The sequence below is a fragment of the Roseateles sp. P5_D6 genome (genome assembly GCF_054049415.1).
Genome location: NZ_JBFUMK010000001.1, coordinates 366,121 through 390,999 on the forward strand (window position 1 = coordinate 366,121; position 24,879 = coordinate 390,999).

Here is a 24,879-nt window from a genome sequence, read left to right on the forward strand (position 1 = left end):
ACAACAGCCCGCGATTGTCGGCGCTATGCTGGATCGACCCTTTTCACGAGGAGACACCATGGCCAAGCCCGACAACTGCGCCCCCGAAGAATGGGCCGTCCGCTGCGACCTCGCCGCCCTCTACCGGCTCGCGGCCCTGCATGGCTGGGACGACCTGATCTTCACCCACATCTCGGCCCGCGTGCCCGGCCCCGAGCATCACTTCCTCATCAACCCCTACGGGATGATGTTCGATGAGATCACCGCCAGCAGCCTCGTCAAGGTGGATCAACTCGGCGAAAAGGTCGCACCCAGCGACTACAACGTCAACCCGGCCGGCTTCATCATCCACAGCGCCGTGCATGAGGCCCGCGAGGACGCGAAGTTCGTCATGCATCTGCACACGGTGGCCGGCGTGGCGGTCAGCACGCAGCGCGAAGGCCTGCTGCCGATCTCGCAGCACAGCCTGTTTCCGCTGGCGTCGCTCAGCTATCACGACTACGAGGGCGTGGCGCTCAACCCCGATGAGAAGGCCCGCCTCGTGCGCGACCTCGGCAAGGCCTCACTGATGATGCTGCGCAACCACGGCCTGCTGACCCTGGGCCACAGCGCGGCCGACACCTTTTTGAAGATGTTCATGCTGCAGCGCGCCTGCGAGATCCAGATCGCCGCGCAGGCCGGCGGTGGCGAACTGATCCGCATCCCGCAGCAGATCCTGGCCGGCATCCGCGCCCAGAGCGACAAGGTCATGCGCGGCTCCGGGGCCGAGCTGGCCTGGCCGGGGCTGCTGCGCCGCCTGGCGCGCCAGAACCCCGGACACGACGACTGAGCCTTGGTCCCGCAGCCGGGCTGAGAATGGCGGGGATGACTGATCCCCGCTTGTTCGCCCTCGTTCCAGCCGCTGGTATTGGCGAGCGCTCAGGCGCCGCCGGCCCCAAGCAATACGTGCCCATCGCCGGTCGCCCGATGCTGGCGCACACGCTGGCTGCGCTCGCGTCCGTGCCCAGGCTGGCGCAGACGCTGGTTGTCTTGTCACCTGGCGACGATCGCTTCGAAACCGCTGTACCTGGCTACGCTGGCTGGGTTGCTCGCGTGGGTGGCGCAAGCCGCGCCGAGAGCGTGCTCGGTGGCCTGGCCGAACTGAGACGACGTGGTGCGACCGACAACGACTGGGTGCTGGTGCATGACGCCGCCCGCTGCCTGCTGCGCCCGGACTGGGTCGATGCGCTGATCGATGCCTGTGAGCACGATGCCGTCGGCGGCCTGCTCGCCCAGCCCATCGCCGATACGCTGAAGGCCGGCGACGCCGACGGACGCGTCACGGCCACCGTCGACCGCCGCGACAAATGGGCTGCGCAGACGCCGCAGATGTTCCGCCTTGGACTTGTCGAGCGCGCGCTGACGGCGATGGGTGCGGCTGCGACGGACGAGGCCAGCGCCGTCGAAGCCATGGGCTTGGCGCCGCGCCTGGTGCGCGCGTCGATGGCCAACTTCAAGGTGACCTGGCCCGAGGACTTCGAGTTCGCCGAGCGCTGCCTCAGAGTCTGAGTTCCAGATCCTCGCCGCTGAGGAAGTCCCCATTGGCCGGCACGTCCAGCCCGCGTTCCAGCTTGCCCTTGAGCTTGAGCTTGGTCGCCTGTTCGGGCGCAATGCGCAGCCGCAGTGCGCCGGGCGTGACCTGGTGGAAGAGGTAGTAGCCGTCGGCCGAACTGGTGGTCGTGGCGATGACCTCGTCCTTGCCGTTGACCAGTTCCACTTGGGCGTCGCCGATGCCGCGTTTCTTGCCGCCGGTTTCGACCAGATAGATGGTGCCTTCGACCTCGGAGCTCAGCACGACCGGGAACTCCAGTTGCTCCACACGCCCGGGCCGCGGCAGCACGCGCACGCCGGGTGTCAGCGGCTTCCACTGCGGGTCCTCGAGCGTGGCGGGGTCGAGCGCGATGTCGGCATAACGGCCTGGCGCCAGGCGGTTCAGCAGCGCGACGCCGCCGGTGTCGGTCAGTCGCGGGTGGCGGCCGCCGCCGTTGAGCAGGAAGCCGGCATTGGCCACGAAGTCCTCGCCGGGGTCGCGGATGCCGTTCATGTTGCGGTCGACAAAAGCGCGTGCCGACACGGCGCCGCTGCCGGCAAGCGGCTGGCCATCGAGCTGCCAGCGACCGCTGCGCGGGTCGCGGTCCAGCGCCACAAAGAGCTGCAGGCCCATGGCCAGTTCATGCTGGCTGGAATAACTCGCGCTGACGGCCAAGCCGAAGCTGCCGAGGTTCTTGGCCAGGCCGCCCGACACCAGCGTCAGCCCCGAGTCCATGCTGCGCAGCAGGCCCGCATTGATCTGGTAGCCGTCGGCGAGGTTGCGGTCGGCGCTGATGGCCACGGCCTGCAGGCTGGCACCGGGCTGCAGCCGGTACATGAGCTGGGCGTTCAGGCCGACGTCGGCCACGCGTCGGCTCAGCTGCAGCGCGCCGTCGGTGGTCGTGAAATCACCGCTGCGCTGCCAGCGCAGGCTGTTGGACAGGGCCGTGCCCCACAGCATGAGCGAGGTGCGCAGGCCGAGCTGGACATTGGACGGTCCCTGGTCCAGCGCATTGCGCATGGCGTTGAAGTCGATGACCAGGCGCGGCAGGCCGCCCAGGCGCACGCCACCCTGCAGCCGCAGCTCCTGGCGCTGGCGCACGCCGCCGGCCACGTCGGCGAACTGGTCGTTGATGAAGCCGCCCTGACGCTGGGTGTGCAGCAGGTCCAGCGCGAAGCCGCCCAGGCGCGTCTTCATGCCCAGCTCACCCAGGGCGCCGCCGCCGCGCATGCCGGTGAGCTGCGAGCTGAGGATCATCGAGTCGAGATAGGCCAGCAGGCCGAGCTGGCCATAGTCCAGCGCCTCGGCGACGACGCCGGCCACCAGGCGCGGGCGGCGCACCAGGCCGACCTTGCCGGTCAGCTTTTTGCCGATGCCGATGTCGGCCTGGGCGACGCTGCGCACCGAGCCGTCGTCGGCGACCTGCGAGGCCAGCGTGTAGAACACCTCGCCGGGCTTCACGCTGGCCTGGTCGAGCAGGAAGCTCTGCTTCTCCACGCGCAACTGCCCCAGCGGACCGTGGAAGACGAGGCGGAACTCGTTGGCGCCGAAGGACAGCGGCAGGTCATCGAAGGCGTAAAGGCCGTCGGCACGCGAGGACTGGTAGCCCAGCAACTGGTCGTTGTAGTACAGCGTCACGTCCCAGCCCGGCGGCAGGTCGCCGCGCAGGCTGTGGCGGTCGAAGCTGTTCGGCTGGTCCAGCGGCCGGTTGCTGACCGACACACCATTGCCCTTGGCGCTGCCCTGCATGACGTTGCGCACGCTGGGCAAAGCCAGGTTGCCCAGGGCGACGGAGCGCGCCCGCAGCGGCCCGAGCAGGCCGGCATCGGGGTCGTTGCGGGCCAGCGTCAGGCGCAGGTCGGGCGTGGCCTTGTCGTGGGTCTTGAGTACATAGGCGGAGCCTTCCATGCCGAGCAGGTCGCTGGTGATGTAGGCCGTGTAGGCCGCCTTGTACTGGCGCGAGTTCTTGCCGCGGCGCGCGTCGGCGCCGAAGGATTGGTCGATGGAGGGCACGTCGACCAAGCCGGGTGTGGAGCGTGCATAGGGGTAGTTCGGCCGTTCGGCGGGTTGCAGGCCAGCCAGGGCCGCGGCCAGGCGCTCGCGCTCCAGCCTTTCCTGCAGCGGCAGCTTCTCGCGCGGCACGACCTTGAGCTTGAGGGTGGCGAGGTCGACCTGCAGGTCCATCGGCAGCCAGCGCGTCAGCAACTGGCGCGACACGTAGATGTCGTCGCCGACGACGCCGGCCAGGCGGGGCTCGAAGTTCTGTTCACGGCCGCCGAGGCTGACCAGGGACTCGGCCAGGTTCAGCGCAAAGCCGCGCTCGCCGGGCAGCCGGCCGTCGGCGCTGCCGCGGTCGGGCTTCACCTGGACGGCCAGCATCAGCAGGCGCGACAGCTCACCCAGCGGCAGCAGGGTCTGCGTGCCGTCCTGGTAGGCGGCCAGGCTGTCGGACACCACCTGGCCATCCAGCACCACCTCCAGCACCAGCAGGTTGGTCTCGTCAATGCGGCGCGGGCCTGTTGGCAGGGATGGCCGGGAGGGTGGTGTTGACGGCATGGCGGCGACGCCGTCGCGCGCGCGCAGGCGCAGCTGCCAGTGCGGCAGGTCCACGGCCAGTTCCAGGCTCATCCAGCGGGCCAGCAGCTGCGTCGACACATAGATGTCGCCACCGATCGCCTGGGCCAGCCGCGGCTCGAAGGACTGACGCCGTTCGCCGATGCGAATGGTCGAGTCGATCAGGTCCAGGCAGAAGGGCTCGCCCGAGCCCGGCAGTGTGCCGGCGGCGCGGCCCGATGCGGTCTGCACGCGCAGGTCCAGCCCGAGCAGCTTGGAGACGGCCCCAAGCGGCAGCAGCACCTGGTAGTCGGTCTGGTAGGCGTCGAGCGGCTCGGCCAGCGTGCGGCCATCGAGCTGCACCTCGAGTTGGCGCAGCGGCTTCGGCGCGTCGTCGGGCGCGGCATGGGCCAGCAGCAACGGCGCAACCAGCAGGGCTGCGGCGGCGACGCGCTGGAGGATGCGGAGCGGAGCCATGGCGCCGAGCGGCGGGCGCCGGTCCGTCAGGGAAGGGCGAGGCTGGTCTCGGCCAGCAGCTTGCCGCCGGCCTCGGGCCGCTCGCGCAGGGCGAGCTTCAGCGTGCCGGCGGGCAGGGCGTTGCCGGAGGGCAGCTGCAGCGGCAACTGCACACGCCGGGCCGCGTTGGGCACGTAGACGGCCACGCCGCCGGCGCGCGCCACCTCGAAGGTGACGCCGGCCGTGGTCGTGAACGTGGCGAGCAGGTCGCCATAGAGGGAGCGGTTGCCTTCGCGCTTCATCTGGAAGGACAGGGTGCCGGGGCTCGTTGTCGAGGCCGGCTGCAGGGCCAGCTCTGACAGCTCGGCCTTGGCGTGGGTCTCGCCCTGGCGAACGATCACGGGGATGGATGCGCCGACCAGGGCCTGGATGACGATGCCGACGTCCTTGCCCTCGCGCTTGGCCACGTCCTCGACGCTGCTGTTGCCGCTGGCCTCGGCCACGCGGTCGAACTGCAGATGCGAGCGGTATTCGCCAATGGCCAGCTCATCGGGCTTGCGCAGCAGGATGCGCACGATCTGTGAGCCGCCGGGCGGGATGGTGACCTGGCGTGGCGAGTAGCGCAGCATGGCATCGGCGAATTGCTCGCCGGGGCCGGGCGCGTCGATGGCGATGAACTCGCCATTCGGGCCCATGCGGCGGTTGACGAGGTTGATGCGATAGGTCTCGGGCGTCTTGCCCTGGTTCATCAGCTCGACCTGGGCGGCGCGCTGCTGCTTGTCGAAGACGATGCGCGTCGGGAACAGCATCAGGTCGGCCTGCGCCGCGCGCGCCAGCAGCAGCAGCCCGAGGGCCGCCAGCCGGATGAACTTGGTCTTTGCACGCATACCGGCATCGTCGCCAGGACTTGAGCGGTGCAAAGCTCGCAAAAGCACCGGAGTTGCCGGTCTTTACTGGTAGTTCACGGTGACGTTGAAGGAGCCGGAATAGCTGCCCGTGGCCTGCAGGTTGCTCACGGTCAGCGTGGCGCCGACGTTGATTTGCTGGGTGCCACCGCCGCCCAGCACGCCTGTGCCGGAGGGGCTGCTGACGAAGCTGTTCAGCGCCATGCTGCCGCTGGCGCCATCGGTGAGGAAGACGGTGCCGTCCACCGGCAAGGTGATGACGAACACCGCGCTCGGCGTGCCGGTGATCGTGAACTGGGCGGCACTGGCCGTGCCGGCCTGGTTGACGAGGATGACGTTGCCGGTCTTCGTGCGCGCGCCACCTGGGTTGACGGCGACCGTGCCACCGCTGCCGGCCGTGAAGGCGCCGAAAGACAGGGCGCCGTTGTTGACCAGGGTCTGACCGGGCGCGGCCGCGCTGGCGACCAGCAGCAGCGCGGCCAGGGCGCGATGACGGGTCAGCCCGCGCATGGCCTCAGTTGAAGGCGACGGTGATGACAAGAGGGCCCTCGCCATCGCCGCCTTCCCCTGCAGGCAAAGCGGCGGCCACGGACACGGCTGCAGCCGGGCCACGCGCCAGCAGCGCCGCGCTGGCCGCGGGGACGATGTCAACGCCAAAGGCCTGCCTGGACTCCACCGCGCTGCCGATCCACAGGGGCAGGGCGCGCAGGATGGCCGGCGTCGTCCCACTGGCCACGCGCACGACCAGGTCACCCGTGGCGGGGCCGGCCGGGGCGTCCCGCGCAAGCAGGAGATCCTGCACGCTCACGGGCACGCCCAGCCAGGCCCTGACAGCGACAGGCACGATGACGGCTGCGCTGGCCTGGGCAGCGGCACTGGCGGCCAGGGCAGATGGCAGCGGCCACAGCGTGCACAGCGTGCACAACAGTGCACTGGTGGCGCGAAGGCAGCGAACGGGAAAACGGCGGGCGGTCGTCATGGCCGCAAGGAGGATAGGCCTCAGTTGTAGGCGACGGTCACCTTGACGATGCCCGTGTAGGTACCCGCGGCCTGGGCGGCGCCAACCGTCAGCTTGCCGCCGACAAAGATATAGGCGGCGCCGGCAGCCAGCGTGCCTGTGGTGGCGTCGGTGGTTTCGTCGGTCTTGCCGGTCGCCGTCGCGGTCGCGACCGCCTCGGTGATCCAGTCGATGGCCATCGTGTTCGCGCTCGCGTCGGTCAGCACCGTGTCGCTGCCGGTGTAGTCGATGGAGAAGGTGTTGGTGCCGGCGCCGGTCACGTCAAAGCGCGCGGCCACGGGCGCGACGCCAGTGGGCAGGACGGCCGTGCCGGACTTGGTGCGGGTGCCGTCGGTGGCCAGGGTCACGACGCCGTTGCCGGCGACCAGATTGCCGAACACGAGGTCGGCCGACTTGGTCACCGCGATGGGCTGCAGCACGACGGCGGTGGCGCTGGCGGTCGCGTTGTCGGCGGCCTGTACGCCGCGCATGCCAGCGGCTCCCAGCAGCACCAGGGCGCTCAAGGCCAGCAGGCTTTGCGGACGAACGGATCTTTTCAACGATGTGTTCATGGGGCGCTCCTCGGCTCCTGGATGTGCCGGCCCGCGAATGCTGCGGGCCCGCTCAACAGGCTTATCGGCCGATCAGCGCCGAGCTTGACGGTCATTTCTTTACCAGCTCGGCCCCAGCAGCAAATAGGCCGCTGTCTCGCCGCCGCGCGTCGTGCCGAGCGCCAGGTAGAACGGCCCGAATCGCGTGTCCACGCTGAGAAAGCCGCTGGCGGCCTGCTTCCAGCCGCTGCTGGGGATGTTGGACAGCTTCAGGCCGGCGCCGGCGCCGATGGCACCCGTCTCCAGCGAGAAACCGACGCGCACCGCGCCGCCCAGGCCGACAGGCATCTCGCCGATGCGCCGCGCCATGACGACGCGCAGCAGGGCCATGTTTTCACCCACCAGCGACGCATCGGGCGTGCCAGACAGGCGCAGATAGCCCCCGAGAGAGCGCGCCTGCCCGCGTTCGGCGTGGGCGAACTCGCCGTAGAGCTGGCCGGCCCACTCGCCCAGCCGCAAGGCCGACAAGCCGATCAGCGAGGCGTTGATGACGCTGGCCTCGCCCCGCGGATGCAGCCATTCGATGCGCGCCGTCGTCCACTGACCGCGGCTGGGGAAGGCGAGGGAGTCCAGCGTGTCGGTGTGCAGTTCCAGGTATTGCTGGCCATAGCTCTGCGAGCGGCGGCTGCCCTCTGGGACGACGGGCAGCACCACCTCGTCGCTGGCACGCAGGCGGCCGATGCCGAGCCGCAGGTCGCCCAGGCCGGCGATGCGGTGGCCGAGTTCCAGCTGCGCGCTGGTCAGGCTGCTGGACAGGCGCAGCGCGCGCTGGCCCTGGTCGAAGACGTCGTTGCTGCCGGCCGTGTAGGCAAGCTTGGCGCTGGCGAACCAGCGCGAGCCCGGGCCGAGCGGCTGGTAGAACTCGGTGTTGAGACCGCGCGAGGAGCCGATGCGGGCGACCGAGCGCAGCTCCGCGCCCCAGGGGTTGAGCCAGTTGGCGACGTGCATGGCCACCAGCGAGTAGCTGTTGGCATCGGCGAAGTTGCTGTACAGCTCCAGGCCGAAGCGCACACGGCTGGCGGCCCAGTCAGCCTCGGTGAGCTTGAACTCGACGCTGCGCCGTCCGTCGCGGTCGTCGATCTCGGTCTCGATGCGCTCGAAATCGCCGGTGCCGTCCAGCCGCTCGACGGCCCGGGTCAGGTCGGCGCGGCCTACTGTGTCGCCCGGCTGCAGGGCCAGTTCGGCCCGCAGCGCCTCGGCGTTGACCCGCTGAGCGCCGGTAATCTTCAGCTCGGCCAGCGGCAGGGCACTCAACGCTGACTCGGGCGGGCCGAGGCGGCGGGCCTGCAGGGCCGCGTGGGCAGCAGGCGCGGCCAATTCCGCCAGGCGCTCGCCGGCGGCCAGGGCCGCGCGCCGGCCGGTGGCCATGGCCTCGTCGGCGCGGTAGAAGTCCATGAAGCCCATGCCGGGCAGGTCGGGGTCGATGACGATGTCCCGGGCGTTCAGCTCGCGCAGCGAGCGCTGCACGTTCTGCTCGGTCAGGATCTGCAGCATCTGGTTGGCCACCATGACGGCGCTGCTGATCTCGCGGTCTTCGAGCAGCGGCGTGCCGACGTTGACGGCGATGACGATGTCGGCGCCAAGCTGGCGGGCCAGGTCGACCGGGAGATTGCGCACCAGGCCACCGTCCACCAGGGGGCGGCCGTTGACGCGCAGCGGCGCGAACACGCCCGGCACGGCCATGGAGGCGCGCAGAGCTTCAAACAGCGGCGTGTCGGCTTGGTCGAGCATGGCGCCGGAGAGCAGGTCGGTCGCGACGGCACGAAACGGGATGGGCAGCTTGCGCAGCGGGTCGTCGGCGCGCGTAGCGGGGATGAGGGAGGACAGCGTGGCCTCCAACTGGCCGTTGGCGGCGGCACCGCCGGGCAGCATGGCGCCGCGCTGCGGGGTGAAACCGAACTCGATGCGCGAGGGCAGACGTTCGTCGTCCTCGCGGCGGCGGATGGACAGGCGCTCGCGTGCCGGCCGGTCGGCCAGGATGGCGTTCCAGTTCGCGCCCTTCACCAGGACCTCGAGCTCATCCAGGCTGCGGCCCGAGGCATAGGCGCCGCCGACCACCGCGCCCATGCTGGTGCCGACGATGAGGTCTACCGGCACCTGCATCTCCTCCAGCACGCGCAGCACGCCGATATGGGCCAGGCCGCGGGCGCCGCCGCCGGACAGCACGAGGCCGATCCTGGGGCGCTGAGCGGGAGAGGGTTCGGCGGCCAGTACGGAACCGGCGATCAGGCAGCAAAGAAGGAGCAGGCGTTTCATGGCGGCCCGCACCATAGCAGCGTCAGCGCAGGCCGAACTCCGCCAGCTCGCCCTGGCGGCGCAGTTTCTGGATGGCCTGGTGCAGCTTGTCGACCGGCTCCTGCGGCGTGCCAAGGTGGCAGGCCACATAGGCGTCCACGCGGCGCAGCGTCAGGACGTTCTTGACCGGCGCGCCGCCCTCGGCGCGGATCACGGGTTCGGCAGCGAGTTCGTTGGCGAACCAGAAGTCCACGCGCCGCGCCTGCAGCATGCGCAAGGCCGACACCGAGTTGTTGGCCTCCTGGGCGGCGATGCCCTGCTCGCGCAGCGATGCGGCGGGCGCAGACTCGCGCTGCACAACAACGCCGTGGCCGCGCAGGTCCTGCAGACCGTGCAACGTCGGTGCTTCGTCGGCGCGTGCGTAGATGACCAGCGCACCGCTGGCCAGGGGGCCGGCCCAATGGAAGGCGGCCTCGCGCTCGGGTGTGCGGGACAGGCCCACCGCGCAACTGCCGGGCGTGCTGCTGGCGGTCGCCAGTGCGCGCGGGATGGGCATGGCCAGGATGCCCAGCTGCAGGCCGCTGGCCCGGCCTATCTTGGCGAGCAACTCCGCGCCAGGTCCGCTGACCGTGCCGTCAGCAGCTACGTCGAACAGGCCGGGATTGGGAAAGACCAGCAGCTGGAGCTGCTGTGCCTGGGCCGTGCCACAGAGCAGCGCAAGCAACACAAGCAGATGCCGCATGCCGAATCTCATTGCCCTCCTTGAAGTGGCGCGCAGGGTAGCGCGTGGCTGCGCCCCTGTCTCCCCGACAATGCCCTCATGACCATCCCGAACGCTTTGAGCTCCCTGCGCATTGGCGAAGGCTGGGACACGCACCAGCTCGTCACCGGCCGCCCGCTGATCCTGGGCGGCATCACCATCCCGCACACGCACGGCCTGCTCGGGCATTCGGATGCCGACGCGCTGGCGCATGCCGTCACCGATGCGCTGCTCGGCGCCGCGGCGCTGGGAGACATCGGCGGGCTCTTCCCCGACACGGCCGTCGAGTTCAAGGGCGCCGACTCGATGGTGCTGCTGGCCGAGGCTTACCGACGTGTTCGCGAGGCGGGCTGGCAGCTCGTCAATTTGGACACGACCCTCATTGCCCAGGCGCCCAAGATGGCGCCCCACATCCCGGCCATGCGCGCTCGGCTGTCCGAGGTGCTGGGTGTGGACATCGGCCAGATCAATGTGAAGGCCAAGACGGCTGAGAAGATGGGGCCGGTGGGCGAGGGGCGGGCGATCGAGGCGCGGGCGGTCTGCCTTCTTGCCGCTTCGGGGGTTCGCTAACATCGCGCCCCAACTTCCCAAGCCCGCGCACATGCACGTCGAACCTCCCGGCCACGCCCCGACCAATTTCAAGGAACTCGGCGTCCACTACGTGATGATCGTGCTGGGCATCCTGACCGCCCTGGGGCTGGAGGCGGGCTTCGAGGCGCTGCACCACCGCAAGCTGGCGCGCCAGACCATCGAACAGGTTGATTCAGAGCTGCAGGCCAATCTGACCGAGGTGCGCTCCACGATCATGCAGAACCGCACCGTGATGGAAGGCGTGAACGCCCTCTACGGCGAGGTGAAGAAGCTGGCCGAGCAGGAGCAGGCCAAGCCCGCGACGCTCAAGACCCTGCTTAGCGAGCGCCTGCACATCAGCGTGTTCACACCGGGCCTGCGCCGCGACGCCTGGGACACGGCGTTGGCCGACCAGGCCCTGGTGCACCTGCCGCACGCCGACCTGCGGCGTTTGTCCGAGGCCTACACCGCGCAGCGCGATTCGCAGCAGGTCATCCAGTCCAGCTTCAGCGCGATCGGTTCGTTCACGCGGCTGACGGATGCGCTGGTCGATGCCGAATTCGGCCGTGGCGACCCGGTGGATCTCATCAAGGCGCTGCATGCCTACCGGCTGACGCTGAACGTGGTCATCGGGGTCGAGAAAGGGCTGGAGAAGCAGCTGGCGCAGTCGCTTGGCGAGGCGGCAGTGCCGGCGCCCGCCGCGAGCGCTGCCTCGGCCCACTGAGCGGCTCGGCTCAGGCCCCTTGCAGCTTGAGCACCGTGATGAGGCCGCCGCCCTGCGCATTGCTGATGGACAGCGTGCCGCCCAGGCGCTGCACTGACTTCTCGACGATGGCCAAACCGAGACCGGCACCGCTGGCGGCGGTGCGAGCGGCGTCGCCGCGGTAGAAGGGCACGGTGAGGCGCTGCAGGCGGTCTGGCGGCACGCCGGGGCCATGGTCGCGCACGCGCAGCTCCACCCAGGAGCCCTGGCGCGTGGCGCTCACGTCCACGCGCGCCGGCTCGCCTTCCGCATGGCCGTAGCGGCGCGCGTTCTCGAACAGGTTGAGCAGCACGCGGCCCAGCTCGGTGTCGTCGACGAAGACCTTGAGGGCCTCGCTGACCTGCACTCGAAAGCGGATCTGGTCGGGGTCGCGGAAGCCCTGCACCTCGCGCTCGACGACGTCGGTCAGCCGCGTCTCGCGCAGCTGCGTCTCGTTGGGCCGCGCATAGTCCATGAACTTGCTGATGATGGCGTCGAGCTGGTCGATGTCCTGGGCCATGAAGTGACGCGCCTGTTCGTCGCTGACGCTCATCTCGGTTTCCAGCCGCAGCCGCGCCAGCGGCGTGCGCAGGTCGTGCGAGATGCCGGCCAGCATGACGGCACGGTCTTCCTCCAGCTTGGCCAGTTCGCGCGCCATGCGGTTGAAGCCCATGTTGACCTCGCGGATCTCGCTGGTCATGGTGTTCTCGTCCAGGCGCGAGTCGTACTCACCATCACGGATGCGGCCGGCGGCTTCCGCCAGCTCGCGCAATGGCTGGTTGATGAGGCGGGCGATCAGCGCCGAGCCGACGACGGTGGCCAGCAGCGCAATGACCACCCACCACCAGTTGCTGGCCAACGAGATGGACAGAGGCGTTGCGCTGGTACGCAGCCAGAAGGCGTCCTCGCCGACGACGTAGCGCACCCACAGGCCCGATACGTCGTTGACGTTGCGCGCGACGACGGTATCGGGCCCGAGCGTGTTGCGCAGCTCCGAAGCGAGCTGCTTGGCGAAAGGACTGGTGTCGTAGGGCAACCAGCGGTCGCTGGTCTCGGCCACGCGCACCTGCACCGTGTCCCCGCGCGACATCGAGCTGATGACGGCGACGCGGTTGATGGGGTCGGTGTGCTCCAGCGCGATGCGGCTGAGCTTGACGAGGCCTGCCAACTGCTCGGCCGACTCCAGCGCGCGCGGCTGGGCCTCGAGCAGCTTGAAGGTGTATTGCCAGGCCAGCACCGCACCGGCCAGCAGCAGAGCCAGCCAGGCGAAGGTGCGCCAGAAGAGGTTCAGTGCGAGATGCGGACGGGCCATCACGTAGTCGAGTTGTGTTTGGGCCGAGCGCCGGGCCGCCCCAAGCCGGCCCGTCTGGCGATGTGCGAGCGGCTCAATGCCGCAAGCATCGCCGTCCCCTCGGGGGACCGACCAAGCTTGACTGCGTTCAGCGAGTCAAGGATGGGCGAGGGGCTCACGTTCTACGCGTTTTCGTCGGGCACGAACACATAGCCCACGCCCCAGACGGTCTGGATATAGCGCGGCTGGGCCGGGTCGGCCTCCAGCATCTTGCGCAGGCGCGAGATCTGCACGTCCAGGCTGCGGTCGAAGGGCTCGAACTCGCGACCACGGGCCAGTTGGGCGAGCTTGTCGCGCGACAGCGGCTGGCGCGGGTGGCGCACCAGGGTCTTGAGCATGGAGAACTCGCCGGTCGTCAGCGGCAGCTGCTCGCCGTTCTTGGTCAGGCGGCGCAGGGCCAGGTCGAACTCGAAAGGCCCGAAGGTCACCGTCATCGGCTCCTTGCTCGGCGCACCCGGGGCCTCCGGCGGGGGACGACGACGCAGCACCGCGTTGATGCGGGCCAGCAGTTCGCGCGGGTTGAAGGGCTTGGCCAGGTAGTCGTCGGCGCCCACTTCCAGGCCGACGATGCGGTCCACGTCCTCGACCTTGGCCGTCAGCATGATGATGGGCGTCTGGTCGTTGGCGGCACGCAGGCGGCGGCAGATGGTCAGGCCGTCTTCGCCGGGCAGCATCAGGTCCAGCACGATGAGGTCCACCGTCTCTCGGGTGAGCTGTTTGTTCAGCGCCCGGCTGTCTTCGGCGAGCAGTACTTCGAAGCCTTCTTGTGTCAGATAGCGCCGGAGCAGATCGCGGATGCGGGCGTCGTCATCGACGACAAGGATACGGTTGGGACGGGGTGTCGCGCTGCTGTTCATCGCGTTTCCTGAATTTGTAACAGCGGCATTGTGAGCAGGTTTTGAAACCCTGCTTTGTAGGACATCACGCACAGGTTACAGCTCGTTGCCAACTACCCCGGCTAAGCTGGGCTTTCCCTCCTTGCAAAGAGAGTTCTCCATGCGCGCAGTCCTCGTCCTCTCAAGCCTTGCACTGACCCTGTCTGCCCATGCAGCCACGGAAGGGCCGCCGCGCGAGCGGCTGAGCCTGTCGGCCAGCGCCAGCGCCGAGGTGACGCGTGATGTGCTGGGCATTGCCTTCTCGACGACGCGCGAAGGTGCCGACGCCGCGGGCGTGCAAGCGGCGTTGAAGCAGGCCCTGGACGCCGCCCTGGCCGAAGCGCGCAAGGTGGCCAAGCCAGGTCAGGTCGATGTGCAGACGGGCAGTTTTTCGCTCTACCCGCGCCACGACCCCAAGACCGGCAAGCTCAGCGGCTGGCAGGGCAGCGCCGAGCTGCTGGTCGAGGGGCGGGATGCGGCGGCCATCGCTCAGCTGACGGGGCGCATCAACACGCTGAGCATCGCCCGCGTCGGCTACAGCCTGTCGCGCGAGGCTCGCGAGAAGGCGGAGGCCGACATCACGGCCCAGGCGATTGCGCGCTACCGGGCCAGGGCGGCGGACTACGCCAGGCAGTTCGGCTACGGCAGCTACGTCGTCGGTGAGGTCAGCATCAACAGTGACGAAGCCGGACCGCGTCCGATGATGGGCGTGATGCGCATGAAGGCCGAAGCCGCCGACATGGCGCTGCCGACCGAAGCCGGCAAGGCGACCGTGACGGTGAATGTCAGCGGTTCAGTGCAACTGACGAAATGATCAAACTGCGGTCCAGCCGCCGTCCATCGCCCAGGCCTGGCCGCGCACATTGATGGCGGCGTCCGAGCACAGGAAGACGGTCAGGGCGCCGAGCTCGTCTGGCGTCGTGAACTGCAGCGACGGCTGCTTCTCGGCCAGCAGGCGGCGCTTGGCCTCGTCGTTGCTCACGCCGTCCTTTGCGGCCAGCGCGTCGACCTGCTTCTGCACCAGCGGCGTCAGCACCCAGCCGGGGCAGATGGCGTTGACGGTGACCGGCGACGTCGCCGTCTCCAGCGCGATGCTCTTGGTGAAGCCGACCAGGCCGTGCTTGGCGGCCACATAGGCCGACTTCTGTGCCGATGCCACCAGGCCGTGGGCCGACGCCACATTGATGATGCGGCCCCAGTTCTTCTTCAGCATGCCGGGCAGGGCCAGGCGGGTGGTGTGGAAGGCGGAGGTGAGGTTGATCGCGATGATGGCGTCCCACTTCTCTACGGGGAAGTCTTGCACCGGCGCGACATGCTGGATGCCCGCGTTGTTGACGAGGATGTCGATGCCGCCGAACTCGGCATCGGCGTAGGCCACCATGGCGGCGATGTCCGCCGGCTTGCTCATGTCGGCGCTGTGATAGCCCACCTTGACGCCCAGCGCAGCCACCTCGGCCCTGGGGCCTTCCACGTCGCCGAAGCCGTTCAGGATCAGGTGGGCGCCCTGGCGCGCGAGCGCGAGGGCCACGCCCAGGCCGATGCCGCTGGTGGAGCCCGTGACGAGGGCGGTCTTGCCTTTCAACATGGAGGTTCCTTCTTGGTTGCTAGGATGACTCAAAGGATTGCATCATGACCCAGCCCCAACTGCGCTTCGTCAATTGCCTGGACAGCACCGGCCTGCACCGGATGGCTTATTGGGAGTGGGCCGGCCCGAGCGCCGACGCACCGGTACTGGTCTGCGTGCATGGCCTGTCACGGCAGGGGCGGGACTTCGACGCCCTGGCTCGCGCCGTGAGCGACCGCTATCGCGTCATCTGCCCCGATGTCGTCGGCCGCGGCCGCTCCGACTGGTTGCGCCAGCCCGCTGGCTATCAGATTCCGGGTTATGTCTCCGACATGGTGGCGCTGCTGGCGCGGCTGGATGTCGAGCAGGTCGACTGGGTCGGTACCTCCATGGGTGGCTTGATCGGCCTGGGCCTGGCTTCGCTGCCGCGGCCCGACGGGTTGGCGAGCCCGATCCGCCGCCTGGTGCTCAATGACGTCGGCCCGGCCATCCGCATCGAGGCCCTGCAGCGCATCGGCAGCTATCTCGGCAAGGCGATGCGTTTCAAATCGCTGGAGGAGGGCGCGGCCTATCTGCGCAGCATCTCCGAGGGCTTCGGCCCGCACACCGACGAGGAATGGCTGGCCTTGTCCGAGCCGCTGTTCCGCCAGGAAGGCGGCGAGTGGAAATCGCACTACGACCCGGCCATCGCGCTGTCCTTCACGGCCGTGACGCCCGAGCTGGTGGCCGCGGGCGAGGCTGCGCTCTGGGCGGCCTATGACCAGCTGAGCTGCCCGACGCTCTTGATCCGCGGCGCGGAGTCCGACCTGCTCAGTGCCGAGACGGCCCGCGCCATGACGCAACGCGGCCCGAGCGCTCGCCTGGTCGAGTTGCCCGGCATCGGCCATGCGCCCACGTTGATTCATGCCAACCAGATTGCCGTCGTGAGGGATTTCCTCAGTTCATGAAGACCGGCTTGATGCCCGAGGGCGCCGCGACGGCGCCCATCGTCGCGCTGCTGGATGCGGGCGCCGAACATTCCAATGCCGAGGTCGTTCGTGCCCGCGCTGTTGCCGAGCCGCTGCTGGCCGGCGAGTTGCTGGACACCGGCGAGAACGCGCTGTCTCACGCCGACGGCGTGGCGGCCATCCTGCGCGCCGTGGGCAGCGCACAGGAGCTGCAGGCCGCGGCCTATCTGGTCTATGCGGCTGACTTCCTCAGCAAGCCGGAGGAGGTCGTCGCCAAGGCCTTCGGCGACAGCTATGCCAGCCTCGTCACGCACACGCGCCGCCTCGTGCAGCTGCAGCGCACCACGCGCGACGCCAGGTTGCCGGCCGACAGGAAGCACGACCTGCGCGCCGAACAGACCGAGCGCGTGCGCAAGATGCTGCTGGCCTTCTCGCGCGACCTGCGCGTCGTGCTGTTGCGCCTGGCCTCACGGCTGCAGACGCTGCGTTGGTACGCCGCCAGCAAGCAGCCTTGCCCGCAGGACCTGGCGGCCGAGTCCCAGGCGGTGTTCGCGCCGCTGGCCAATCGCCTGGGCATCTGGCAGATCAAGTGGGAGCTGGAGGACCTGGCATTCCGCTTCCTGCAGCCGCAGGCCTACAAAGCCCTGGCCGGCGCCCTGCATGAGACCCGCGTCGAACGCGAGCAGCGTGTTGAGGCCGCGCGCGCGGCTCTGCAGGCCGACCTCTATGGTCAGGGCATTGCCGCCGAGGTGCAGGGCCGCCCCAAGCACCTCTACAGCATCCACAAGAAGATGCAGGGCAAGGACCTGTCGCTGGACCGCGTCTTCGACCTGCGTGCGCTGCGCGTCGTCGTCGCCAGCGTGGCCGATTGCTATGCCGCGCTGGCCCGGCTGCACGAGGTCTATACGCCGGTGCCCGGCGAGTTCGATGACTACATCGCCAAGCCCAAGCCCAACGGCTACCAGTCCCTGCACACCGTCGTGCTCGGGCCCGACGGCCGGGCGATGGAGGTGCAGATCCGCACGCGCGAGATGCATGAGCACGCCGAACACGGCGTTGCCGCCCACTGGGCCTACAAGGAGGCCGGTGCGCGCGGCTATGCCGGTGTCAGCGCGGCTGGCGAGTTCGAGGAGCAGGTCGCTCGAGCCCGCAAGGCCGTGCTCAACCAGCTGCTGGCCTGGGAGCGCGACACCGTGCAGGGCGCCGAGGGCGGCCCGGTGTTCGACGACCGCATCTATGTCTTCACGCCGCAGGCCACCATCGTCGAGCTGGCGGCCGGCGCGACGCCGGTGGACTTCGCCTATGCGGTGCACACCGACCTCGGCCACCGCTGCCGCGGCGCGCGCATCGACGGCCAGATGCTGCCGTTGAACACGCCGCTGCAAAGCGGCCAGACTGTCGAGATCATCGCGACCAAGGAAGGCGGCCCGTCGCTGGACTGGCTCAACCCCGAGCTCGGCTATCTGCAGAGCCCACGCTCGCGCGCCAAGGTGCGTGCCTGGTTCAACGCGCTGCAGCAGGCGCAGACGATTGCCAAGGGCCGCGACCTGGTCGAGAAGCTGCTGCAGCGCGAAGGCAAGACGGCGCTCAAGCTCGACGAGCTGGCTGCGCGCCTGGGCTTCAAGGGTGCGGATGCGCTGTTCGAGGTCGTCGGCAAGGACGAATACTCGCTGCGCAACATCGAGCTGCTGCTGCGACCGCCCGAGCCGGCGGTGGATGAGAACGAACTGCTCGCGCAGCGGCACACGCGCAGCGCCAGCAGCAACCGTGGCGGCGTGCTCGTGGTGGGCATCGACTCGCTGCTGACGACGCTGTCGCGCTGCTGCCGGCCCGCGCCGCCCGACGCCATTTCCGGCTTCGTCACGCGCGGCAAGGGCGTGGCCATCCACCGCAGCGATTGCAGCAACCTCGCCGAGATGAAGCGTCGCTCGCCCGAGCGCGTCATCGCGGTGGAGTGGGGCGGCGGTGAAACGGTGGGCAAGGGTGCGCCCGTCTATCCCGTGGACGTGCTCGTCGAGGCCGGTGACCGCCAGGGCCTGCTGCGCGACGTGCTGGAGATCTTCGCCAAGGAGAAGATGAATGTCGTCGCGGTGAACACGCAGTCGATGAAGCCCGGCGCCGTCAAACCCCGCGCGGGCGGCGGCGACACGGCCTGGATGAGCTTCACGCTGGAACTGTCTGATGCATCCAGGTTGGCCAAGGTGCTGCGCGACCTCTGCGCCATCTCTGGCGTGCGCTCGGCACGCCGCAAGTGAGCCTGGACGAGGACCTGAAAAACCTGCTATAGTGCGCAGCTCTTCAGGCGCGTAGCTCAGTTGGTTAGAGCACCACCTTGACATGGTGGGGGTCGTTGGTTCGAATCCAATCGCGCCTACCAAATATGAAGACTGACCCAGTGGGGTCAGTCCGACGGTAGGTTAAGAATGCCTCAGATCTTCACGGATCTGAGGCATTTTTGCTTTTGAAGTCAACGATTTACCAGTGTCGTGGTGCTTGAGCCAAGCTGTGACGCAGCAGTGCTGAGCCGCGACCACGTCAAATTCCTTCCGAGCCACGCCCTTCAGCATGGCGTCGAGCTGAGGCCGATCCTTGCGACCCTTGGCGCCGCTGTACCTGTCGATACAGGCACGCCGCGGTCGACGTCTGCAGTTTTCCGGCAGTTCGTGATGGATTCTTGTGCGCGCCAGCCCGTGGCGGGAGGATGGCTGACACGCGTTGGCATGCCGGTCCGAAAATTGGTCATGCAGTGGTTGCCGCTGTAGTGGGGTCGGTGTGGCAGTTCTTTGGAATGGGTACTCCGGAACAGGCGGGCCTCGGCGGCGCACGGGTCCGGCGCGGCTGCGAGTGCGAGCGCTGTGGATGGCGGTGTTTGCTTGGCAAGGACTGGCTTTCGCGCTCACCCCGAGCGTGAGTGCCTTTGACCAGCAAGTACAGGACGTCCAGACATTCGCGCCCCGCACCGAGTTCCTTGCCTTCCTGGAGCGCAGCCGTTCGCAGGCCAACGCCAGCGGCGACCCTCTGCTGGAGGTGGCGGCCCTGCTGGAGCAGGGTAGGCAGTTGCGGCATTCGGATGGGGGGCGCGCCAGCGAACTGCTCGATCGGGCGGCCGGCCTTCTGCGGCAACACCGCGACCCGGTGCTCGAGTTCCGCCATCGCCTGCTGCGCATCGGCCAGCTCAAGGCCCGGCAGGAGCTGGACAAGGCCGTGCTGGAAGGCATGCGCCTGCTCGCCGAGGCGCGGGCCCGCGGCGACTGGCATGACGAGCTCCGGGTGCTGCTGGTGCTGCAGGAGGACTGGAAGCAGTTCCACGCTCTCGGCCGCTACACGCAGGAGGCCAGGCAGCTGGCCATCCGGCATCCCGCCGACAAGGTCACTTGGTGGGCCCGTGACGAATGGGCGGACCGGCTCCGCTCGGCCGGCAAGCTGGACGAAGCGGAGCGGGAGCTGCTGGCCGTGCTGCAGGAGCAGGAGGCGGTGGACGACGGCGTGGAGCAGCTCAGGACGCTGGTGCTGCTGAACGATATGTACCGGGCAACCGGCGAGTGGGACAAGCTACGCCCGCTGGGACCACGGGCGCAGGAGATCGCCCGCAAGTTGGGGCGCACGCCCTACATGCTGGTGAACTTCCTGTGCAACCAGTCGGACGCCTTGCTGAGGGCCGGGCTGCCGGCGGCGGCGCTGGAGATGGCCGACGCCGCGATCGTCGCGGCTCGGGGCGACGCTGACACGACGCGCGTCGCCAGGTTCAACCGGGGCAAGGCACTCAACCGTCTGAGCAGGCACGCTGAGGGCCTGGCCATCTTGGAGGCCGAAGCCCAGGGCAGCGACCGTTGGGAAATGCTGGACGAGGTGGCCGAGGAGTACGCCTTCGCGCGCCGCCACGACGAGGCCTATGGCGCGCTTGTGGAGCACCTGCAGGGCCTGCGCAAGAGGCTGGACGAATCGCACAGGGCCGGGCTGACGCTGGACCAGGCCCTGGTGGAAGCCGAGCGTGAGCGCACCCAGCGCCAGGCCAGCGAGCGCCGGACGCAGCGGACCGTCGTTGCGGCCGTGATCCTGGCCGCGCTCGCCTGCAGCGCTGCGGCACTGCTGGTGGTGAGGGCGACACGCCGGCATGCGAGAACCCTGGCAGCCGTGAACCGCCAGCTCCACGACATGGCGGTCACCGATCCGCTGACGGGCCTGCGCAACCGCCGGCACTTCATGGCCCAGGTGGATTCGCACGTGGCTGCCGCGGACCGCTCCCATGCGGGCCGCGGGACGGTCGCGGCCGAGCCGGTGGACCTGCTCTTCTACCTGATTGACCTCGACCACTTCAAGCGTGTCAACGACAACTTCGGCCACCCTGCCGGGGACGCCGTGCTGCGGCAGGCGGCGGAGCGCCTAAAGGGTGTGTTGCGGGGGGAGGACGAGCTCATCCGCTGGGGCGGCGAAGAGTTCCTGCTCATGACGCGGGGAACGCCCCGCGGGCATGCGGCGCAGCTGGCCGAAAGGCTGCGCAAAGCCATTGACGGGAGCCCGGTCGAGCTGCCGGACGGGCAACCTCTGAAGATCTCATGCAGTATCGGCTTCGCCCCATATCCTCTCGTCCCCGGCGCGCAGCACGGCGGCTCCTGGGAGCGATCGGTGGAACTCGCCGACGAGGCGCTCTACCAAGCCAAGGCTCGTGGACGCAACGGCTGGTTCGGCGTCGGGGCGCCGACCGCGGCTGGCGCAGGCGCCCAGCCCACTGAAGGCAGCCTGCAGGAAGCGATTGCCTGCGGCTCACTGGTGCCGCTGCACAGTTGACGCTCGATGGGCGCCAGCGCTCGATAGGTGATCCGCATTGCCACCCTGCTTCCCCAGCCCAGAAACGTGCGAAAAATGGAGTGTGGCTTAGGAAGCGGGTCGGGACGTAAAAGGGAAATTTCTCCCGTGAAATCAATGTCTTAGCATGTCCCGTAAAGCCCCGTTTCCTCACCTTGCCATGGTGGGTTCGAATCCAATCGCGCCTATCAAATTTTTGAAGATTGGAAGCCCCCGAATCGAAAGGGTCGGGGGCTTTTCTTTGCCCACGCGCTGGTACGCCTGCGCCCAATTGCGGCGTTTGGTGAGTTTCCGTGGCGGACAGCTCGGTTCACCAGCCCCAGGTAAACCCGTTCGGAACGGCGGTCAGGCTCTGCCTAGAATTTGCTGCACTGCACAGGAGACCCACGCATGGCGACTGCCCGCAAGAAAGCGGCATCCGAGCAAGCCCAGTCCGGCGACACCAAGCCCGGGCTGCGCATCCTCAAGAAATACCCCAACCGGCGCCTCTACGACACGCAGACCAGCAGCTACATCACGCTGGCGGACGTCAAGCGCATGGTGCTGGAAGGTGTCGAGTTCGAGGTGCATGACGCCAAGACCCAGGAAGACCTGACGCGCTCCATCCTGCTGCAGATCATTCTGGAGGAGGAGACCGGCGGCGTGCCGATGTTCTCGACCAGCTCGCTGGCCCAGATCATTCGCTTCTACGGCCATGCCATGCAGGGCGTCATGGGCGGCCTGCTGGAGCGGCAGATGCAGGCCTTCACCGACCTGCAGTCGCGCTTCACGGAGCAGACGCCCGGCGGTATGCCCTTCACCCCCGAGGCGTGGACCGGCCTGATGGGCGGCTATGCCGAGCAGTCCAAGACGCTGATGAACCAGTGGCAGGAGCAGCTCAAGCAGGCGGGAGTGATGTTTCCGTTCACGCCCAAGAAATAGGCTGTCGGCCGCAGTGGCGGCTCGCTCGGCCACGTAACGCGCGTGAGGGCAGGTAAGCGTGCCTTGACCAGGCGGGTGCCGCCCGCAACTGTGCTGTTCCTATGTCGAGGAGCGAGCATGATTGAGAAAGAGCACCAGCGGCGCATCTACGTTCCGCAGGGTCACCAGCTGAGGGCGACGGGTGCCGAATCGGTCCAGCGTGATGGCGTGGAGACCCGCATCTCCTATTTCGAGGTGGTCGATCCTGAGGGGGTACGGGTCGGCAGCTATGTCGTTCGCGAGGCGCAGTCCATCAATCCCCCATTTGCAGCCTCCGTCACGGTGGAAACGGTCGAATAGCGGCCTGCCTTTCCAGTGAAGTTCGGTCGTTTCGGACAGCTGCATGGCCGCTGGAAAGCCGTCGGTTCGTCACATCGCCGAAAATACGGCGATGAATGAACAGATCACCCCCGCCGCCATTCCGAAGATTGGCTTCGTCAGCCTCGGCTGCCCGAAGGCTTTGACCGATTCCGAGCTCATCCTCACCCAGCTGCGCGCCGAGGGCTACGAAACCTCCAAGACCTTTGCCGGCGCCGACCTTGTGATCGTCAACACCTGCGGCTTCATCGACGACGCCGTCAAGGAAAGCCTGGACACCATCGGCGAGGCCCTGGCCAAGAACGGCAAGGTCATCGTCACCGGCTGCCTGGGCGCCAAGGCCGGCGCCGGCAGCAGCGATGCCGGCAGCCTGGTGCGCGAGATCCACCCCAGCGTGCTGGCCGTCACCGGCCCGCATGCGACCCAGGAGGTCATGGACGCGGTGCACACCCATGTGCCCAAGCCCCACGACCCCTTTGTCGACCTGGTGCCCAGCTACGGCGTCAAGCTGACGCCCAAGCACTACGCCTACTTGAAGATCAGCGAAGGCTGCAACCACCGCTGTTCCTTCTGCATCATCCCCAGCATGCGCGGCGACCTGGTGTCGCGCCCCATCGGCGACGTGCTGAACGAGGCCCGCGCGCTGTTCGAGAGCGGCGTCAAGGAGCTGCTCGTCATCAGCCAGGACACGTCGGCCTATGGCGTGGACGTGAAGTACCGCATGGGCTTCTGGGACGGCAAGCCGGTCAAGACCCGCATGCTGGACCTGGTCGCCCAGCTCGGCGAGATCGCCAAGCCCTATGGCGCCTGGGTGCGCCTGCATTACGTCTACCCGTATCCGCACGTGGATGAGGTGCTGCCGATGATGGCCGAAGGCCTGGTGCTGCCTTATCTGGACGTGCCCTTCCAGCATTCCCACCCCGATGTGCTCAAGCGCATGAAGCGCCCGGCGAACGGCGAGAAGAACATGGAGCGCATCCTGCGCTGGCGCGAGAGCTGCCCGGAACTGGTGATCCGCTCGACCTTCATTGCTGGCTTCCCCGGCGAGACCGAGGCCGAGTTCCAGCATCTGCTGGACTTCATGCAGGAAGCCAGGATCGACCGCGCGGGCTGCTTTGCCTATTCGCCGGTCGAGGGCGCCAGCGCCAACGAGATCCCCGGTGCGCTGCCCAAAGAGGTGCGTGAGGAGCGCCGTGCGCGCTTCATGGCCGTGGCCGAACAGGTCTCGGCCGCCAAGCTGCAAAGCCGTGTCGGCCAGACGCTGCAGGTGCTCGTCGACTCCGCGCCGGCCCTGGGCCGCAAGGGCGGGGTGGGGCGCTCCTACGCCGACGCGCCCGAGATCGACGGCACCGTGAAGATCCTGCCGCCCGAGAAGGCCAGCAAGACGATGAAGGTGGGCGACTTCGTGCGCGCCCGCGTCGTCGCAGCTGATGGGCACGACCTGGTGGCGAGCCTGGTCTGATGAGCAAGAAGGCTCCCAGCACTCAGCTTATTCACCACCCTTACCGCGCCCCCGAAGGCTGGGATGCGGTGCCCGTGCCGGTGGCCAAGGCCTCGACCGTGCTCTTCAAGAATACGGCCGATCTGCACAAGCCTAAGCCGCGTGACGGGCTGACCTACCGCTACGGCCTGCATGGCACGCCCACCAGCTACACGCTGGCCGCGCGCATCGCGACGCTGGAGCATGCCGAGCATTGCCTGCTCGTGCCGAGTGGCTTGGCGGCGGTGACGCTGCCGTCGCTGGCCGTGCTGCGGCCCGGTGACGAGGTGCTCGTGCCGGACAACGTCTATGGCCAGAACCGCTACCTGACCGAGTCGTGGCTGCCTCAATGGGGCGTCACACACCGCTTCTACGACCCGCTGACGGTGCCCAAGCTGCGTGACAACACCAAGCTGGTCTGGCTGGAGGCGGCGGGGTCGATCACGTTGGAGTTCCCTGATCTGCTCGGGACGCTTGCCGCCTGCCGTGCGCGTGGCATCACCACGGCGCTGGACAACACCTGGGGCGCCGGCCTGGCCTTCAACGGTTTCGAGCCGGCACCCCAGACCCACCCGGGCCTTGGTGCCGACATCGTCATGCAGGCGCTGACCAAATATGCCAGTGGCGGTGCCGACGTGCTGATGGGGTCGGTCTGCACGCGCGACCGCAAGCTGCACGACCGGCTCAACCACGCCCACGAGCATCTGGGTTATGGCCTGGGGCAGAACGACGTGGAGCTGGTGCTGCGTGGCCTGCCGACGATGCCGCTGCGCTATGCGGCCCAGGACCGTATGGCACGCGAGCTCGCGAGCTGGATGGCCGGTCGGCCCGAAGTGGCGCAGGTTTTCCACCCCGCACTGCTTGGCTCGCCGGGCCATGAGAACTGGCTTGCGGTTGGTGGGGCGGGCGCGGCCTGCCTGTTCTCGGTCGTCTTCAAGCCGGACTACTCAGCGGCGCAGGTGGATGCCTTCGTCGACGCGCTGCAGCTGTTCGGCATTGGCTATTCCTGGGCCGGTCCGATGAGCCTGGCCGTGCCCTACGACATGAGCCGCAGCCGCGACTTGCCGCTGCCCTTTAGCGGCGGTACGTTGGTTCGCTTTGCGATTGGCTTGGAAGATGGGGCCGACCTGAAGGCCGACATCGAACAGGCGCTGTCAGCTCTTGTTTGAGACCTTGTGCCTCATCAATTGCCCCTTTTGG

General features: G+C 68.3%; 22 protein-coding genes and 1 tRNA gene. 13 read left to right on the top strand and 10 right to left on the bottom strand.

Annotated features, from left to right (window positions below; genetic code table 11):
- Window positions 1–58: 58 nt before the first annotated feature.
- Window positions 59–808, top strand: coding sequence for a class II aldolase/adducin family protein (locus ACXJKM_RS01585; protein WP_457349817.1), 750 nt, complete (start codon window positions 59–61; stop codon window positions 806–808).
- A 35-nt stretch (window positions 809–843) separates the two neighbouring features.
- Window positions 844–1,527, top strand: a complete 684-nt coding sequence (ispD, locus tag ACXJKM_RS01590; RefSeq protein WP_457349819.1) for a 2-C-methyl-D-erythritol 4-phosphate cytidylyltransferase — start codon at window positions 844–846, stop codon at window positions 1,525–1,527.
- Here ispD and ACXJKM_RS01595 read toward each other — a convergent pair.
- The 7 genes from ACXJKM_RS01595 to ACXJKM_RS01625 form a co-directional block, all read right to left on the bottom strand.
- The gene (locus tag ACXJKM_RS01595; protein ID WP_457349821.1) at window positions 1,517–4,579 is read right to left on the bottom strand and encodes an MSCRAMM family protein; all 3,063 of its coding nucleotides are present in this window, start codon (window positions 4,577–4,579) and stop codon (window positions 1,517–1,519) included. The two genes, ispD and ACXJKM_RS01595, sit on opposite strands and share 11 nt — an antisense overlap.
- Before the next feature lie 26 nt (window positions 4,580–4,605).
- Window positions 4,606–5,445 carry a molecular chaperone gene (locus ACXJKM_RS01600; protein ID WP_457349823.1) on the bottom strand — a complete coding sequence of 280 codons (840 nt, stop codon included), beginning with the start codon at window positions 5,443–5,445 and terminating at the stop codon, window positions 4,606–4,608.
- A gap of 63 nt (window positions 5,446–5,508) precedes the next feature.
- A complete protein-coding gene (locus tag ACXJKM_RS01605) occupies window positions 5,509–5,973 on the bottom strand; it encodes a DUF4402 domain-containing protein (protein WP_457349824.1) in 465 nt (154 codons plus the stop codon).
- 4 nt (window positions 5,974–5,977) lie between these two features.
- Window positions 5,978–6,442, bottom strand: a complete 465-nt coding sequence (locus ACXJKM_RS01610) for a hypothetical protein (RefSeq protein ID WP_457349826.1) — start codon at window positions 6,440–6,442, stop codon at window positions 5,978–5,980.
- Window positions 6,443–6,462: 20 nt separating this feature from the next.
- Window positions 6,463–7,032 (bottom strand): DUF4402 domain-containing protein, encoded by a 570-nt coding sequence (locus ACXJKM_RS01615; RefSeq protein ID WP_082532691.1) that lies wholly within the window; start codon window positions 7,030–7,032, stop codon window positions 6,463–6,465.
- Between the two features lie 99 nt (window positions 7,033–7,131).
- Entirely contained in the window at window positions 7,132–9,327 is a 2,196-nt protein-coding gene (locus ACXJKM_RS01620) for a patatin-like phospholipase family protein (protein WP_082532769.1), read from the bottom strand.
- 22 nt (window positions 9,328–9,349) lie between these two features.
- Window positions 9,350–10,048 carry a substrate-binding periplasmic protein gene (locus ACXJKM_RS01625; protein ID WP_162247796.1) on the bottom strand — a complete coding sequence of 233 codons (699 nt, stop codon included), beginning with the start codon at window positions 10,046–10,048 and terminating at the stop codon, window positions 9,350–9,352.
- Window positions 10,049–10,126: 78 nt separating this feature from the next.
- Between ACXJKM_RS01625 and ispF the strand changes: the two genes are divergently transcribed.
- Together ispF and ACXJKM_RS01635 are read left to right on the top strand one after the other, a co-directional pair.
- Window positions 10,127–10,636, top strand: a complete 510-nt coding sequence (ispF, locus tag ACXJKM_RS01630) for a 2-C-methyl-D-erythritol 2,4-cyclodiphosphate synthase (protein ID WP_056197941.1) — start codon at window positions 10,127–10,129, stop codon at window positions 10,634–10,636.
- Between the two features lie 31 nt (window positions 10,637–10,667).
- A complete protein-coding gene (locus ACXJKM_RS01635) occupies window positions 10,668–11,360 on the top strand; it encodes a hypothetical protein (RefSeq protein ID WP_457349829.1) in 693 nt (230 codons plus the stop codon).
- Window positions 11,361–11,370: 10 nt separating this feature from the next.
- Here the strand turns inward: ACXJKM_RS01635 and ACXJKM_RS01640 are convergent, their stop codons facing one another.
- Complete coding sequence (locus tag ACXJKM_RS01640) at window positions 11,371–12,690, bottom strand: ATP-binding protein (protein WP_056197936.1); 1,320 nt, start codon at window positions 12,688–12,690, stop codon at window positions 11,371–11,373.
- 161 nt (window positions 12,691–12,851) lie between these two features.
- Window positions 12,852–13,586 carry an osmolarity response regulator transcription factor OmpR gene (ompR, locus tag ACXJKM_RS01645; protein ID WP_056197934.1) on the bottom strand — a complete coding sequence of 245 codons (735 nt, stop codon included), beginning with the start codon at window positions 13,584–13,586 and terminating at the stop codon, window positions 12,852–12,854.
- 139 nt (window positions 13,587–13,725) lie between these two features.
- Between ompR and ACXJKM_RS01650 the strand changes: the two genes are divergently transcribed.
- Entirely contained in the window at window positions 13,726–14,418 is a 693-nt protein-coding gene (locus ACXJKM_RS01650) for an SIMPL domain-containing protein (RefSeq protein ID WP_457349832.1), read from the top strand.
- On the opposite strand, the gene ACXJKM_RS01655 is transcribed toward ACXJKM_RS01650, so the two are convergent.
- Entirely contained in the window at window positions 14,419–15,189 is a 771-nt protein-coding gene (locus ACXJKM_RS01655) for a 3-hydroxybutyrate dehydrogenase (RefSeq protein ID WP_457349834.1), read from the bottom strand.
- Window positions 15,190–15,233: 44 nt separating this feature from the next.
- Here ACXJKM_RS01655 and ACXJKM_RS01660 point away from each other — a divergent pair, with 44 nt between their 5' ends.
- The 8 genes from ACXJKM_RS01660 to ACXJKM_RS01695 all read left to right on the top strand — a co-directional run bounded on the left by ACXJKM_RS01660 (window position 15,234) and on the right by ACXJKM_RS01695 (window position 24,848).
- A complete protein-coding gene (locus ACXJKM_RS01660; protein ID WP_056197928.1) occupies window positions 15,234–16,115 on the top strand; it encodes an alpha/beta fold hydrolase in 882 nt (293 codons plus the stop codon).
- Window positions 16,112–18,370 carry a RelA/SpoT family protein gene (locus tag ACXJKM_RS01665; protein WP_056197927.1) on the top strand — a complete coding sequence of 753 codons (2,259 nt, stop codon included), beginning with the start codon at window positions 16,112–16,114 and terminating at the stop codon, window positions 18,368–18,370. Before ACXJKM_RS01660 ends, ACXJKM_RS01665 begins: the two co-directional genes overlap by 4 nt.
- A 45-nt stretch (window positions 18,371–18,415) precedes the next feature.
- A tRNA-Val gene (locus tag ACXJKM_RS01670) sits at window positions 18,416–18,492 on the top strand.
- A gap of 482 nt (window positions 18,493–18,974) precedes the next feature.
- Window positions 18,975–20,903, top strand: a complete 1,929-nt coding sequence (locus ACXJKM_RS01675) for a diguanylate cyclase (protein ID WP_457349836.1) — start codon at window positions 18,975–18,977, stop codon at window positions 20,901–20,903.
- Window positions 20,904–21,311: 408 nt separating this feature from the next.
- The gene (phaR, locus tag ACXJKM_RS01680; RefSeq protein ID WP_082532689.1) at window positions 21,312–21,842 is read left to right on the top strand and encodes a polyhydroxyalkanoate synthesis repressor PhaR; all 531 of its coding nucleotides are present in this window, start codon (window positions 21,312–21,314) and stop codon (window positions 21,840–21,842) included.
- A gap of 117 nt (window positions 21,843–21,959) precedes the next feature.
- Window positions 21,960–22,181 carry a hypothetical protein gene (locus ACXJKM_RS01685; RefSeq protein WP_457324190.1) on the top strand — a complete coding sequence of 74 codons (222 nt, stop codon included), beginning with the start codon at window positions 21,960–21,962 and terminating at the stop codon, window positions 22,179–22,181.
- A gap of 91 nt (window positions 22,182–22,272) precedes the next feature.
- Window positions 22,273–23,661, top strand: coding sequence for a 30S ribosomal protein S12 methylthiotransferase RimO (gene rimO / locus ACXJKM_RS01690; protein WP_056199593.1), 1,389 nt, complete (start codon window positions 22,273–22,275; stop codon window positions 23,659–23,661).
- Window positions 23,661–24,848 carry a PLP-dependent transferase gene (locus ACXJKM_RS01695; protein ID WP_457349839.1) on the top strand — a complete coding sequence of 396 codons (1,188 nt, stop codon included), beginning with the start codon at window positions 23,661–23,663 and terminating at the stop codon, window positions 24,846–24,848. The genes rimO and ACXJKM_RS01695 overlap by 1 nt, the downstream gene beginning before the upstream one ends.
- Window positions 24,849–24,879 lie beyond the last annotated feature (31 nt).